At 50.1% G+C, this 14720-nt stretch carries 17 protein-coding genes; 13 read left to right on the plus strand and 4 right to left on the minus strand.

The features are described 5' to 3' along the window. Nucleotide 1: 1 nt before the first annotated feature. The 7 genes from mnmG to zapD all read left to right on the plus strand — a co-directional run bounded on the left by mnmG (nt 2) and on the right by zapD (nt 6023). Nucleotides 2-1873: a tRNA uridine-5-carboxymethylaminomethyl(34) synthesis enzyme MnmG gene (gene mnmG, locus L2Y54_RS07460; RefSeq protein WP_236501190.1), complete on the plus strand. Its 1872-nt coding sequence runs from the start codon at nt 2-4 to the stop codon at nt 1871-1873. A 3-nt stretch (nt 1874-1876) separates the two neighbouring features. Then, nucleotides 1877-2455 carry a 16S rRNA (guanine(527)-N(7))-methyltransferase RsmG gene (rsmG, locus tag L2Y54_RS07465; RefSeq protein WP_236501191.1) on the plus strand — a complete coding sequence of 193 codons (579 nt, stop codon included), beginning with the start codon at nt 1877-1879 and terminating at the stop codon, nt 2453-2455. 14 nt (nt 2456-2469) lie between these two features. Continuing rightward, nucleotides 2470-3267 (plus strand): ParA family protein, encoded by a 798-nt coding sequence (locus L2Y54_RS07470; RefSeq protein ID WP_236501192.1) that lies wholly within the window; start codon nt 2470-2472, stop codon nt 3265-3267. After that, a complete protein-coding gene (locus L2Y54_RS07475) occupies nt 3261-4115 on the plus strand; it encodes a ParB/RepB/Spo0J family partition protein (RefSeq protein ID WP_236501193.1) in 855 nt (284 codons plus the stop codon). The genes L2Y54_RS07470 and L2Y54_RS07475 overlap by 7 nt, the downstream gene beginning before the upstream one ends. A 141-nt stretch (nt 4116-4256) precedes the next feature. Further along, nucleotides 4257-4469: a 30S ribosomal protein S20 gene (rpsT, locus tag L2Y54_RS07480; RefSeq protein ID WP_479688089.1), complete on the plus strand. Its 213-nt coding sequence runs from the start codon at nt 4257-4259 to the stop codon at nt 4467-4469. Between the two features lie 73 nt (nt 4470-4542). Further along, the gene (gene coaE / locus L2Y54_RS07485; protein ID WP_236501194.1) at nt 4543-5142 is read left to right on the plus strand and encodes a dephospho-CoA kinase; all 600 of its coding nucleotides are present in this window, start codon (nt 4543-4545) and stop codon (nt 5140-5142) included. Nucleotides 5143-5201: 59 nt separating this feature from the next. Continuing rightward, nucleotides 5202-6023, plus strand: coding sequence for a cell division protein ZapD (zapD, locus tag L2Y54_RS07490; RefSeq protein ID WP_236501196.1), 822 nt, complete (start codon nt 5202-5204; stop codon nt 6021-6023). Between the two features lie 71 nt (nt 6024-6094). Here zapD and L2Y54_RS07495 read toward each other — a convergent pair whose 3' ends face one another. Further along, a complete protein-coding gene (locus L2Y54_RS07495) occupies nt 6095-6646 on the minus strand; it encodes a DUF2914 domain-containing protein (RefSeq protein WP_236501197.1) in 552 nt (183 codons plus the stop codon). Between the two features lie 161 nt (nt 6647-6807). Here L2Y54_RS07495 and L2Y54_RS07500 point away from each other — a divergent pair, with 161 nt between their 5' ends. From L2Y54_RS07500 to L2Y54_RS07515, 4 genes are all read left to right on the plus strand, one after another. Continuing rightward, entirely contained in the window at nt 6808-7056 is a 249-nt protein-coding gene (locus L2Y54_RS07500) for an exodeoxyribonuclease VII small subunit (protein WP_236501198.1), read from the plus strand. Then, on the plus strand, nt 7056-7949 hold the full coding sequence (gene ispA / locus L2Y54_RS07505) for a (2E,6E)-farnesyl diphosphate synthase (protein WP_236501199.1): 894 nt from the start codon (nt 7056-7058) through the stop codon (nt 7947-7949). Before L2Y54_RS07500 ends, ispA begins: the two co-directional genes overlap by 1 nt. A 69-nt stretch (nt 7950-8018) precedes the next feature. Then, nucleotides 8019-9908, plus strand: a complete 1890-nt coding sequence (gene dxs, locus L2Y54_RS07510; RefSeq protein WP_236501200.1) for a 1-deoxy-D-xylulose-5-phosphate synthase — start codon at nt 8019-8021, stop codon at nt 9906-9908. Between the two features lie 75 nt (nt 9909-9983). Beyond that, complete coding sequence (locus L2Y54_RS07515; protein ID WP_236501201.1) at nt 9984-10607, plus strand: DoxX family protein; 624 nt, start codon at nt 9984-9986, stop codon at nt 10605-10607. A gap of 59 nt (nt 10608-10666) precedes the next feature. On the opposite strand, the gene L2Y54_RS07520 is transcribed toward L2Y54_RS07515, so the two are convergent. The 3 genes from L2Y54_RS07520 to L2Y54_RS07530 form a co-directional block, all read right to left on the minus strand. Beyond that, the gene (locus L2Y54_RS07520) at nt 10667-10924 is read right to left on the minus strand and encodes a hypothetical protein (RefSeq protein WP_236501202.1); all 258 of its coding nucleotides are present in this window, start codon (nt 10922-10924) and stop codon (nt 10667-10669) included. A 122-nt stretch (nt 10925-11046) separates the two neighbouring features. After that, nucleotides 11047-12108, minus strand: a complete 1062-nt coding sequence (locus L2Y54_RS07525; protein WP_236501203.1) for a Gfo/Idh/MocA family protein — start codon at nt 12106-12108, stop codon at nt 11047-11049. A 128-nt stretch (nt 12109-12236) separates the two neighbouring features. Continuing rightward, entirely contained in the window at nt 12237-13556 is a 1320-nt protein-coding gene (locus L2Y54_RS07530; protein WP_236501204.1) for a Gfo/Idh/MocA family protein, read from the minus strand. Nucleotides 13557-13764: 208 nt separating this feature from the next. Here L2Y54_RS07530 and L2Y54_RS07535 point away from each other — a divergent pair, with 208 nt between their 5' ends. Next, the gene (locus L2Y54_RS07535; RefSeq protein ID WP_236501205.1) at nt 13765-14241 is read left to right on the plus strand and encodes a DUF302 domain-containing protein; all 477 of its coding nucleotides are present in this window, start codon (nt 13765-13767) and stop codon (nt 14239-14241) included. Next, entirely contained in the window at nt 14238-14717 is a 480-nt protein-coding gene (locus L2Y54_RS07540; RefSeq protein WP_236501206.1) for a DUF302 domain-containing protein, read from the plus strand. The genes L2Y54_RS07535 and L2Y54_RS07540 overlap by 4 nt, the downstream gene beginning before the upstream one ends. Nucleotides 14718-14720: the final 3 nt, after the last annotated feature.

Here is a 14720-nt window from a genome sequence, read left to right on the forward strand (position 1 = left end):
TATGCATTACCCACAGTCCTACGATGTCATCGTCATCGGTGGCGGACACGCCGGAACCGAAGCCGCGCTAGCTGCTGCGCGTATGGGGCAGCGTACTCTCTTGCTGACCCACAATATCGAAACCATCGGCGCAATGAGTTGCAACCCCGCCATTGGTGGTATCGGCAAAGGTCATTTGGTCAAGGAGGTCGATGCAATGGGTGGCGCAATGGCGCACGCGGCAGACCGTGGTGGCATTCAATTCCGCATCCTCAATTCCAGTAAAGGTGCGGCAGTGCGAGCGACTCGCGCCCAAGCAGACCGCATCCGCTACAAATCCGCGATTCGCACCATTGTTGAAAATCAGCCCAATTTGCAGCTATTTCAACAAGCGGTGGATGATTTGCTCGTGGAAGGCGATCAGGTCGTGGGGGTGCGTACCCAAATGGGCTTGAGTTTTTCCGCACGTGCGGTGGTATTAACCTCAGGAACGTTTCTTGCGGGCAAAATCCACATTGGTTTAAGCAATCATGCCGGTGGTCGTGCCGGTGATCCGCCCTCCATTGCATTGTCGCAACGTTTACGCGAACTGCCATTCCGGGTTGATCGCCTAAAAACGGGTACGCCGCCGCGCATTGATGCCCGCAGTATCGACTTCAGTAAGCTGGAAGAACAACCCGGCGACACGCCTACGCCCGTGTTTTCGTTTCTGGGGCGTGAGAATGAACACCCGCTGCAAATTTCGTGCTACATCACCTACACCAACACCGAGACTCACGACATTATCCGTGGCGGTTTAGACCGTTCGCCCATGTATACCGGCGTGATCGAGGGCATTGGCCCGCGCTATTGCCCGTCGATTGAAGACAAAGTGGTACGCTTTGCCGACAAAGACCGCCACCAAATTTTCATTGAACCCGAAGGGCTGGACACACACGAAGTGTACCCCAACGGTATTTCCACCAGTTTGCCGTTCGATGTGCAATACGCGCTGGTGCGCTCAATGGCTGGTCTGGAAAACGCACACATTACCCGCCCCGGCTATGCGATTGAATACGATTTCTTCGATCCGCGTGATCTCAAGCCGACGTTGGAAACCAAAGCGGTGCAGGGTTTGTTTTTCGCAGGGCAAATCAACGGCACAACGGGTTACGAAGAGGCTGCCGCGCAAGGTTTGCTGGCAGGCTTGAACGCCGGTTTATACGCCCAAGAAAAAGATGGCTGGTATCCACGTCGTGACCAAGCTTACCTCGGTGTATTGGTGGATGATTTAATCACGCTAGGCACGAAAGAGCCGTACCGCATGTTTACCAGTCGTGCTGAACACCGTTTATTACTGCGCGAAGACAATGCCGATTTGCGCCTGACCGAAATAGGGCATGAGCTAGGTTTGGTCGATGAATCGCGCTGGGCAGCATTTTGCACCAAGCGCGAAGCCATTGAGCAAGAACAGCAACGCCTCCGCGCCACGGTATTGCAACCCACAGCGGTCAGTGTGGAAGATAGCCAGCGGGTATTCGGCGATGTCTTGTCTCGTGATTACAAATTACACGACCTATTGCGCCGCCCTAATGTCACTTATGCCGCTTTAACCAGTCTGCCAGCGGTTGGCAGCCCTGTTACCGATGAAAAAGTGTCGGAACAAGTCGAAATTCAATGCAAATACGCCGGATACATTGAGCGCCAGCACGACGAAATCGACAAACAGCGTCGCCACGAAGAAACTCGCCTGCCGGATTGGTTGGATTACACCCAAGTACGCGGCCTCTCCAACGAAGTCCGCCAGAAATTGCAAATGCAACGCCCTGCAACCGTTGGGCAAGCTGCACGAACACCCGGCATTACCCCCGCCGCGATTTCTTTATTGCTCGTGCATTTGAAAAAGGCAGGTTGAGGCATGGAGGTGGATGCTCGTGAAAAACAGTTGCTCAACCGTTACCTGCAATTATTGCAACGCTGGAACAAAGTTTACAATCTGACAGCGGTGCGTGATCCGGCGGAAATGCAGTCCTTGCATATCGCGGATAGTCTGAGTGTTGCGCCCTATTTGCGGGGTACGACGTGCCTTGACGTGGGCAGCGGAGCAGGGTTGCCAGGGATTCCGCTGGCGATTATTCAGCCGCAACGCCAGTTCACCTTGCTCGATACCAATGGCAAGAAAACCCGTTTCATGCAACAAGCGGTGTTGGAATTGGGCTTATCCAATGTGACCGTGATTCAAACGCGCGTTGAAAGCTGGCAGCCTGTCAGATGTTTTGACGCGATTATCAGCCGGGCTTTCGCTTCCCTACAGGATTTTGTGACCTTTACCGGCAAACATGCCTGTGAAAATGGTATCCTCTACGCCATGAAGGGGCGCTACCCTGACAGCGAACTGGCAGAATTGCCCAGCGGCTGGCAGGTAATGGCGCAACACACCCTGCACGTACCCGATTTGGATGCAGAACGGCATCTGTTGGAATTACAGCACGTATAAGCGAGAACCATTTCATGACGCGAGTTATCGCCATCGCCAATCAAAAAGGCGGCGTCGGCAAAACCACCACCACGGTCAATTTAGCTGCCTCTTTAGCCGCGATGAAGCGCCGTACCTTACTGGTGGACATGGATCCGCAAGGCAATGCCACCACTGGCGTTGGTTTAGAAAAGCATGGGCAAGCCGTCACCTTGACGGATGTGCTGTTGGGTGAAGCTCATGCCGCTGATATTTTGGAGGAGCTACCCAATAGTTCCCTGCATGTATTACCCGGCTCACCGGATGTGACGACAGCCGAAGTCAAGTTGATGAGCCGTGAGCGGCGTGAATACCATTTGCGTGATGCGCTTGCCCCTCTACTCAATGATTACGATTACATCCTGATTGATTGTCCGCCCTCCCTCAATATGCTCACCGTTAATGCACTGGTGGCGGCGGATGGGGTGATTATTCCCATGCAATGCGAATACTACGCGCTGGAGGGCTTGAGCGCCTTGGTCGGCACGATTGAGCGCATTACCCAAACCGCTAACGCTGACTTGCAAGTCATGGGTTTGGTGCGCACTATGTACGATCCGCGCAGCAATTTGGCACGTGACGTATCGGAGCAGATTCAGGCATTTTTCCGTAATAAAGTCTACAATACGGCTATCCCGCGCAATATTCGCTTGGCAGAAGCCCCTAGCCACGGTCTATCCGTGCTGGAATACGACAAAGGTTCACGTGGTGCATTGGCTTACCTTGCCTTAGCAGCCGAAATGTTGCGTAAAGATTCCAGCAAAGTGGCGACGGATGGAGAACATGCATGGTAAAAAAACCGGCGTTGGGTCGCGGTCTCGATATACTGCTGAGTTCAGTACGCGGCGACGGCGAACAGGCGGATGATACCGTTCTGAAAAAACTTCCCGTTGAACGCATTCGCCCCGGTCAGTACCAACCCCGTACCCGCATGGATCCTGACGCTTTACAAGAGCTGGCGGATTCCATCAAAGCCCAAGGCTTGGTGCAGCCGGTGGTGGTGCGCAAACTCGGCGGCGGTGAATACGAGCTGATTGCCGGTGAACGCCGTTGGCGAGCCGCACAGTTAGCGGGTTTGCATGAAATCCCGGCGGTCGTGCGCGAAATCCCCGATCAAGCCGCTGCTGCCATGTCGCTGATTGAAAATATCCAGCGCGAAGACCTGAATGCGCTAGAAGAGGCGGGTGCGTTACGGCGTTTGATTGACGACTTTGGTTTGACTCATCAACAAACCGCAGAGGCGATAGGGCGTTCGCGGGTGGCTGTCACCAATTTGTTGCGCTTACTGGAGTTGCAGCCAGAAACTAAAGCCTTAGTCGATGCCGGACAGCTTGAAATGGGGCACGCCCGTGCCTTGTTAGCCCTGCAAGGTCAACAGCAAGTCGACGTGGCGCAAAAAGTTGCCGACCGTCAGCTTTCTGTGCGCGAAACCGAGCGCCTCGTTAAAAGCCTGTTAGACACTGACCAAAAGCCAGCGACTGAGTTTAAGCCCTCACCTGATGTCTTAAAGTTGGAGCAAACCTTGGCGGATACCCTTGGTGCTAAAGTGGCGATTCGCTACAACCGCACAGGCAAGGGTAAATTGGTTATTGAATACAATAGTTTAGATGAGCTGGATGGAATTCTAGGTCATATTCAGTAAATTTTATGCTCAAGGTGTTGCTGTGAAGCTGGAATCGCTGCATAATACGCGCCTTGTTTTTCGGATTGGTTTTTCGGGAGAATACCCTTGCCTAACATAGCTTCAGCTAAGAAACGTGTTCGCCAGAGCGAAGTAAGCCGTATGCACAACCGTCATATGCGCACACGGTTACGTACACAAATTAAAAATGTCTTGCGTGCTATCGACGCTGGCGACCGCGAAGCTGCCCTGTCTGCTTACCAAGCGGCTGTGCCGGTGATTGATTCCATTGCCGACAAAGGTATCATTCACAAGAATAAAGCAGCACGCCATAAAAGCCGTCTGAACGCACATATTAAAGCGCTGCAAGCCTAATCATTACGATTGGTTTGGGGTGTTTTCTAAAGCCGGTAATTAAAGACCGGCTTTTTGTGTTTGTGTGGTGTTTATGCTGAAAGTTGGTTTAACGGGCGGTATCGGTTGTGGTAAATCCACAGCAGTGCGACGGTTTCGGGAACTGGGTGCTCCTGTCATCGAAGCTGATCTTGTTGCCCGTGAAGTTGTCGCTGTAGGGCAACCAGCGTTGCAGGAAATTGTTGAGTGTTTTGGTTCACACGCATTGCAAGCCGATGGTGCGCTTGATCGCGCGTGGTTGCGTCAAACCGTTTTCAGCGACCCAGTACGTTTGCAGCAACTCGAATCCATTCTTCATCCGCGCATTCGCGCTGAAATCCTTGCCAGAATTGCCGCTTGTACCGACAGCGCTTATGTGATCGTTGACGTACCCCTATTGTTTGAAAAGGGCTATACTCAACTTTTCGAGCGTATCTTGGTAATTGACTGTTTGCCCGATCAGCAGGTTTTGCGTGTCCGGCAACGTGATGGCAGCGACGGTAGTGTGATTGCGTCTATCATGCAGTCACAGATTGGGCGTGAGGCACGTTTGCAGCAAGCTCATGACATTATTAGCAATACTGCGTCAATTACTGATTTTTATGAAAAAATTGATGATTTAAATTTTAAATACATAAAATTGTCGAATGCTTAGTTGCTTGTTCTATTGGCTTTTTGGTATAAAGGCAATTCAATAGGGCTTGTAAGTGTTTTATGATGATTTATGCAGAACCGCTGAGTAAAGACATTCGCCGAATTTCAGAGCCACACATGATTGGTTATGAGCAGCCGTTAAACGAAAAAATCCGTTTATTTATGCGCTTGGAATTGCTAATGGGTCGATTCCAATACCATATTTCTACTGATCCTAAACCTGAGGATACGGTAGCGGCACTGCATTTGTTGCTGGATCTGTATAATCTTTCTGCCCGCCTCGATGTCAAAAGCGAAATCCTGAAAGAAATCGACCGCATGGGGCAATCAGCACGCTTGTTATTGCGGCGTGAAGATGCGGATGCTGCGCGTCTTGATGCCGTATTGGAAAAGCTCAATCACCATAGCGATGTGTTGTACCAGCAACGCGGGCAACTGGGGCAACATCTAAAGACTCACACATTTTTCAATAGTTTGCGCCAACGCTCGACCTTGCCGGGTGGTTTGAATGGTTTTGATATTCCCCTGTTTCATTATTGGCAAGAGCAAGCAATTAATGTGCGGGTCGATGATTTGCGTGAATGGATTGAGCCTTATGTGACCGCGAATGCTGCTGCCCGTGAGTTGCTGAATATCGTGCGTGATTTCGGTGAGCGTCATGCAGAGGTGGCTAAGGAAGGTTTCTACCAGTCGATGTTGGAATCGCGTAAGCCGTATCAAATGATGCGGGTGGAACTGCCTGATAGCGTTGACTATTACCCCGAAATCAGCGCGGGCAAACAGCGTTTCACGCTGCGCTTTGTGAATGCGGATATGCTGGCTGAACGTGGTAAGCAAAATCAAAAAGATGTGAATTTCACCTTGGTACTGTGTTCTTTCTGATCACAGTGCCTGGACAATGCATGACAGCAAGCGGGCTTTTTAGCCCGCTTTGCGTTTGTGGAACGAATAGTTTAGCGCGGTAAGGTATCCCAAATAGCTTGGGGTGCGGGCGCGGTAACGGCTTCAACCATTAAGGTATCTTGGTGCAATACCGAGCCATCGTCATTGAGGACACTGACTTTCCAAACGCCGGGCAGGTTGGGGGCAATCATTTTGTTAGAGTGTACTCGCCAGCGTTGCCCGCCTACCGGAAATTGTAAACCGAGCTGGAATGCCCCGTCTTTTTCCCAGCGGTGGGTGATAACGCGCCCTTGCAGGTTAAGCAACTCGGTGAAGTAATAGATATTTTGCCCGGCGGTGACACGGTTTAACTGGTCATTGGGTTCGCGGGCAGTGAGACCTGTGGTAAATGCAGCACGGGTTACTTGTGGCGCAAGGTTAGCTGTCGGTGGTGGTGCGTTAGTTGGTGATGTTGTGCTGGCGGGTTCTGGTGTTGCGGATGCTGCTGTGCTTGGCTTGGGGTAGGCGATAATGTTTTCCTCCGCCCAGCTCACTGGCGTGATGGTCGCTAAGATACCCATGAGTATTAAGCAGGTTGCTGTTTTCTGATACATGTTCAACATTATTTTGCGCTCTCATTACTTGATGATTAGAATCTAATAATATTCTTTATATAGTTTACGGTATTTGTAAGCTGTTCTTCAAAGAATACCTTGTCTAGGCTTGCCCCTGAGGGCGACTTAGGCTTTACTATCTTTATTTACCCGCATGAGCAGGATTGTGTATGCCGAGAAAACAGGCGGATGTCAGCGATGCCCCAGCCAATTTTGAAACCGCGATGCTGGCGTTAGAAACGCTGGTACAGCGCATGGAAAGTGGCGAGTTGTCCTTGGAAGATTCCCTCAAGGAATTTGAACGCGGTGTGCTGTTAACCCGACAGTGCCAAGAGGCGCTTAAAGCCGCCGAGCAACGGGTCAAATTGCTGAGTGCGGATGGTCAGGAAAGTGATTTTCCACAGCAAGGGGATGCCTGATGCTGAATGTGCGTAATCGTCTGCAAGCTTGGCAGGAGCGTATTGAGTCGGTGTTGGAGGATACCTTGCCACCAGCGACTACTCACCCGGCGGTATTACATGAAGCCTTGCGCTATTCGGTGCTGAATGGCGGGAAGCGGATGCGCCCGCTGTTGGTGTATGCCACAGGGGAAGCCTTGGGGATTGCACCGGAGCATTTGGATATTCCGGCGGCAGCGGTGGAGCTGATCCACGTGTATTCGCTGGTGCATGACGATTTACCGGCAATGGATAACGATGATTTACGCCGTGGTAAACCAACCTGCCACAAGGCTTTCGATGAGCCAACGGCGATTTTGGTCGGGGATGCTTTGCAAGCTTTGGCATTTCAGGTATTGGCGGCACACCCCCGGATGACCGCTTCCCCCGCGCAACGTTTGCGGATGATTGAGTTATTGGGGCAGGCGGCGGGTTCACGCGGTATGGTCGGCGGGCAGGCATTGGATCTGGCAGCCGTCGGGAAAACCCTGACCGAGATAGAGTTGGAAAACATGCACATTCACAAAACGGGTGCATTGATCCGTGCCAGTGTGCTGTTGGCGGCGTATAGTGTGGAAGCACTGGATGCCCAGCGTTTGCAACGACTTGATCATTTCGCGAAGTGCATTGGTTTGGCGTTCCAGGTGCAAGACGATATTCTCGATGTGGAAAGCGATACCCAGACTTTGGGTAAAACCCGTGGCGCTGATGAGGCTGCGGGTAAGCCGACGTATCCTTCCATCATTGGCTTGTCCGCCTCTAAAACGAAATTACAGGATTTGTATGATGAAGCGTTGGATGCTTTGGTATCCTTCGGTGAATCTGCCCATTTGTTGCGTGAAATTGCTGAGTTCACAGTAAAACGCATACGATAAATACTAATAGCAAGATCAGAACCCACCACAGTACCATCTTTACGGTTTGACGATTAGGGGTTAGCCAACGTGCTTAATACGATTCATTCGCCTGACGAGTTGCGTCATTTGGAACTTGAGCAACTGCCAACAGTATGCGCTCAAGTGCGCGAGTTTTTGCTGAATTCGGTGTCGACTGGAGGAGGTCATTTTTCCTCCAATTTGGGCACGGTCGAATTGACGGTTGCCTTACATTACGCTTTTGACACGCCAAAGGACAAGCTGGTGTGGGATGTGGGGCATCAGGCATACCCACATAAAATCCTTACCGGGCGGCGCGAGCAAATGAGCAGCATTCGCCAAAAAGATGGGTTGGCAGGTTTCCCGAAGCGCTGCGAAAGTGAATACGATACGTTTGGTGTAGGGCATTCCAGCACTTCGATCAGCGCTGCCTTAGGCATGGCGTTAGCCGCACAACATAAGGGTGAGGATTACCATTCGGTCGCGATTATCGGCGACGGTGCGCTGACGGCGGGGATGGCGTATGAGGCGATGAATCATGCAGGCGATTTAGATGCTAACCTAATCGTGATCCTCAATGACAATGAAATGTCGATTTCACCCAACGTTGGCGCTTTGCGTAAATACCTGACCCGTTTGTTGACGGGACGGATGTATTCCACCATGCGTGAAAGTGGTAAGAAAGCCTTGTCGCACAGCAAGTCGCTGTCAAAATTGGCGAAGCTGACCGAGGAGCACATGAAAGGCATGGTATTGCCGGGTACACTGTTTGAGGAGATGGGCTTTAAATATTACGGCCCGATTGACGGGCATGATGTGGAAGAGCTGGTGCGGGTGCTGCAAAACATCAAAAGCATTAAGGGTCCGCGCTTATTGCATGTGCTGACACAAAAAGGCAAAGGTTACGAGTTAGCCGAGGAAGACCCGTGCACCTATCATGGCGTGGTTCCCTTCAATCTGAAAACGGGATTGGTTGCCAGCTCAAAAAAATCTACCCCCACGTATACGCAAGTGTTTGGGCAATGGTTGTGTGATATGGCTGAACAGGATGCGCGTTTGGTGGGAATTACCCCGGCGATGCGTGAGGGTTCGGGTTTGGTGGCATTTTCAGAACGTTTCCCTGAGCGTTATTTCGATGTTGGCATTGCAGAGCAACACGCGGTTACGTTAGCGGCGGGCTTGGCGTGTGAAGGCTTGAAACCAGTGGTGGCGATTTATTCGACCTTTTTGCAACGCGCGTATGATCAATTGATTCACGATGTGGCGATTCAGAATTTGCCGGTGGTGTTTGCGATTGATCGCGCTGGCTTGGTGGGGGCGGATGGTCCTACTCATTCGGGGAATTACGATTTGTCGTTTTTGCGTTGCATCCCGAATATGGTGGTGATGGCTCCTGCCGATGAAAACGAATGCCGTCAGATGTTGTACACCGCTTTTCAGATGGATTGCCCCACCGCAGTACGCTACCCACGTGGTAAAGGGATTGGGATTGAACCCCAAACAGAGATGCAAGCGCTGCCATTAGGCAAGGCTGTCAAGTTGCGTACCGGTCACGCTATTGCCGTTGTGCTGTTTGGTTCACTCCTGCCTGAGGCACAGGCTGCCGCAGCCGAACTGAATGCCACGCTGGTTAATATGCGCTTTGTTAAGCCGCTGGATAAAGCGATGTTGCGGGAGTTGGCGCAATCCCATGAACTGTTGGTGACATTGGAAGACAATGCGGTGATGGGTGGGGCAGGGAGCGCGGTAAACGAATATTTGCATGAAGCAGGCTTGACGGTGGAGGTGTTGAATCTGGGTTTGCCGGATAACTACATCGAGCACGCGCAACGTGAGGAACAATTGGCGAGTTGTGGTTTAGATGCGCCGGGTATTGTGCAACGGGTCAACGCCGGTTATGGCGGACGGATTCGCAATGGCGTAATGTTGTATCCTGTGCCACAATACAGTACTCATTAATGTGTCAGAAATCGACTATAATCCCCTAAAAAGTTTGGTTTCGTCTGTATTTCCCAATTCCTGAGGAGTTGTTTCATGAAGTTTATTGTTGGCTTTTTCAGCCTCGAATGGATGCGTATTTTCGATTTTATTGCGCCATTGGCTATCCGCCTGTTCCTTGCCCCGATGCTTTGGGTAGCTGGCGTTAAGCATTTGGGGCTGTTCTCCAGTTCTGATTTTGTGATTTATAACCCGTTAACTTGGGTCAATACGGAAGCTTTCCAGCAAAGTGCAGCGGCAATGAGCAATACCGTCCTGTCTGGGATGGGGGCTGAATCTGTGCTGATTTTGATTGGTACGATTGAAATTGTTGCCGCCATTTTCCTAGTGTTGGGGTTTGCGGTGCGTTGGGTGGTGTTGGCGTTGATGTTCGTCGTCGTGGTGCTGGGTTTGATGTCGATGGGCGAAGCAGGGTTCCTCACTACCATGCAGCAATTGGTCATGAGCCACGGCTACACCGATATGGCAAATAATATGACAGAAGTGTATTTGGTGTATTTCGTGCTGCTGTTGGCGCTGTTCTTCATGGGGGCGGGGCGCTGGTTCAGCTTGGACTGGTATATCTACCGCAATTTCATGAAACGTATTGATAGCAAAACGGCTCACCATGATCCGTTTGAGATTGATGCGACTGACGAACCCGGCATCAGTAAGTCGTAATACGGCTATATTATTGTCGAGCAAAGAAGGCTGCCATTGGCAGCCTTCTTGCTTATGGTTTAACGGATTTCACCGCGTTCACGCATGGCTTTGACTTTTTCATCGTTGCGTTTCATGAGTTGTAATGTTAGATAAATTTTGGCGGGAACCGATAAAAATAAGCCCCCCGCAATCAAGCCCGCTACCAGCGCAATGCCTTGCACACCATACCCCGTTACAATATCGGTGAAAATAACCAGCCCAACCCCAACGGCAGCAACGCCTAAGCCCACAATAATGAGGGTGTACATGAGGCGGCTGAGCGATGTTTCATTCATGGTGGCTTACCTTGCAGGTGTTCAATGGAATGGCTTCATTATCCGCCTCCCTGAAATTCGGGGTAATTGATGCTTATCAATCTTGTGCCAGTTAACCTGTAATCTGATTAGAAAGCACGCAATTACTTGGCAAGTAAACGATCAATAATTTCCATAACTGCAACGCTGTCTGACAAAGGCATGATGGCACTTTCGAGCTTACCACCTTGCACACACTGGCGAACTTCTTCCGCTTGGTAGTGATAAGCATTGCCTGAATAAAGCACATTCACTTTTTTGCCTGCTCCTGCCTTTAAAAGTGGCAATAAGTATTGATGGAGTAGGTGTAATACTCCCGATTCTCGGATATGGTCTTTTTTACTTGGCGCTTGTGCAGGGCTACGCGATATGGCCTGTGAGGTAAAAATCCTCAAGCGGGAAGGACGATAAATCGGGGTATCCAACTCAATTCGGGCTTTGCTGCCCGAAACACTCAAATTATTAGCCAAATCAGCAATCAGGCTTATAGTGAACTGTGCAGTGATTTTATCTTGCCAGCCTAGGGTAATGGCTGCCTGCTCATCTACCCCTCCCTCTGCACGGATGAGTACGCCATTTACGTAATCTGGTTTGCCCAACAGATACACAGCCAAAGAAATGGGGTAAACACCACGATCCAGTACTGCGCCGCCCCCCATGGCCTTGTTAAATAAATGATTGGATTCTGATGGTACTTCCTGTATGCCAAAACTGCCATTTAGCATACGTATTTCACCCAAATCGCCAGCGTCCACCCTGTTTTTGAGCTGTTGAACAGCAGGGTTAAAGCGTGTCCACATCGCTTCCATACAAAAAACACCGTTTGCCTGCGCCGCTGCGCGGATCTCTGCCGCTTCGGCTGCATTCATGGCAAAGGGTTTTTCAACAAGTACGGCTTTTGCAGCGGCAATACACATAAGTGCTTGCAACTTATGTACGTTAGGGGGGGTGGCGATGTAAATCGCATCGACGTTTTCGAGGCAGGCAATTTCCGCGTAACTGCCACAGGTGGCATCTACCTTTAAGCCTGCTGCAAACGCTTTAGCTTTCTCTTGAGACCGAGAAGCAACTGCTACGATCTCATGATCATCCAATGCCTTAAGACCCAAAGCAAACTTGCCTGCAACAAAACCTGTGCCAAAAATTCCCCAACGAAACTTGCCCACTTGTTTTCATCCTCCAGTATATGATTGATATGATTGGGTCTGGCTTTGAAAAGTACCATGTTGTATCTGGAACAAATACCCCCGCTTTTGATGGCGGGGATTAGCGCAGTCGCAGACCACCATTAAACTTAATGCTTATGCAAGCGTTCAATCATTTTTTCGATTGAGAATGCTAAAAAATTACGCGAATCGCTGCCGTATTTTTCTTTAGACTCCAGAGTGCTCGGTAATGCACGTATAGGCTCAAAAGTAGTGGTAAGTTTATAGGGTTCGCTGGTTTCTCCCGCGTTTTGCATTGCCAGCGCCAGCTCATTTACATGCAGAACAAGATCAGCGGGAATGTGACTGCGCCTATTGTTTTCTATAGCGTCGGCAAGCTCAGCGACCCCTCTGAAAAAATCCATGAAAACCAGTTCTCGCTTACTCAACATTTTTATGAGTAAGCCCAAGATGCCACGCTCTTTGTGTTTCCATTCTCGCAGACGATCTGGATATTGTGAAATGGGTTTGCTAACCAGTTTTTGTTTCTTACCCCCTACGCCAAAAATCCACTTTAGCAAATTGCTGGCACGCACACTATGTGCTTTGCGTGCATTCAGGCTCAACTGGGAAAAACGCTCAAGATAAACCGGGGCTGCGTAGTGCCAACACTCATTGGCGGTTAATACACCTTCATCGCCGACAATTTGGATTCGGTGGTCATAGGTACCAACGATGCTGCACGTCAGGCGTGCCACAACACCAGATTCAAAGACGATGCACGCAATGGCGAGATCAGGTGTATTAGCCGGGTTCAGAGGCAAGTCGGTTTTATCGGGAACAACACAGGAAGAAAAACTGCTGATGCTCTTTGCAGGTCCGAAAATCGAGCAAATCCAAGTGAGGTAGTACCCAGAGTGTTCCAGTGTGCAACCGGTTTCATATTCGTTCAAATACGGCCAGCGAATGCCACGGGCATTCTTCCAATTCTCTGGTTTCATGCGGTAAATGGGGTTGTCGTCGAGTTCGGCATACACAATACGCGGCTTACCAACTGCGCCGTCCTCCACGGCTTTCCACAGGGTTTGTGCTGTTTCACTCAACACGCTGCAAGGTGCGCCTGATACCATAAGCCCTTTCTGTTCTGCTAAAGCAAGCACTTCTCTTGCCTCATCTAAGTTCATGCCAAGCGGCTTTTCACAATACAGGTGCTTACCTGCATTCAGTGCCATCATATTCACGCGATGATGATTTTTTGGTTCGGTCAGATTGACAACAATCTGTACCTCAGGGTCAGCCATGAGTGCTTCCGTTGAGTCGTATACGCGGATTTTGTAATGATTGGCTAGAATGTCAGCACGCTCGCGCTGTAAATCTGCAACGCCCAACAGGGTTAAATTATTGTGATAATGAAGTGTTTCCATGTAGGGATCCGCTACGTAACCACAACCAACGATAGCAATTTTCATTGTCTCTCTTCCATGACAGTTGTTATAAAATTGACGTTTGAGGGAACAATTTCATTATCCGCCCCCCGGTAATTCGGGGTAATTGATGTTTGTCACTCTTGTGCCAGTTAACCTGTAGTCTGATTAAAAAGCGTTCTTTTGCTTGAACTTCGGTGGCTTTGTGCATATATTAGAAAAATCTAATATTTATTGATGATGGGCTATTACGATGAAACGCTTAAAAAAATTAATGCTGCTGGGGCTGTTATGGTTGGCAACGACCATGACGGCAAGCGGCGCAGAGCAGGGTAATAACCTCAAGCTTACCTTGGTATATGACTCGCCTTATGGGTTTGAAGAGACTCTGGAGTCTTTGCGTAACAGTATTCATGCGCATAATTTCCGCGTATTTCCTGACCGTTATCTCGAAGAAGGTTTGGTGGATGAGTTTTCCGTGAATACGCGTCAGGTCAGTGTCCGGTTCTGTAATTTCAGCGATTTGCATCAGGCGCTCCAGATTGAGCCACAAGTCGGTGTAGTGTTGCCTTGCACCATCACTGTGATTGAAAACGAAGCTGGCAAGGTGCAACTGTTGACGGGCAATGTTCAAGCCATGTTGACACTGTTTGACAACCCGGATTTGACCGCCGCGTTCCAGGATCTGGAACACAAGTATCAGGCTATTATTGATGAGGTGACGCTATGAAACGTTTAACTATCGGTTTCTGGAGCGTATTGCTTGCAGTGCTGTTGGCTGTTCCGGCACAGGCGAACGAGAAATTGCTGACGGCACGTTCCCCGCAGGCATTTGATCTTGCCTTGGAACAAGTGCAGACCGTGTTGAAAAAACACAATTTCACCGTGGCACATATCCAAAAATGTGACGGTGGGTTAAAAGACATGGGCTATACCACGGATAATTACAAGATTGTGTTTTTCGGCCGTTTGGAAGAGGTGCGCGAGTTAAGTAAAACGCACCCCGAATTAGTTCCCTTGTTTCCCTTTAAGCTGGCTGTATACGCAGATGGCAAGGATACGCGGTTTTCGGTGTTGAATCCTGCCGAACTCGCTCCCTTGTTGGGTGCCGATAAAGCATTGGCAGAGCAGTTAGTTGCATGGGAACGCGATTTTCGTGCGGTCTTGAGTGATATGGAAGTCGTGCAAGTGGCACACGCTGACTAAACC

Source organism: Thiothrix winogradskyi (assembly GCF_021650935.1).
GTDB lineage: Bacteria > Pseudomonadota > Gammaproteobacteria > Thiotrichales > Thiotrichaceae > Thiothrix > Thiothrix winogradskyi.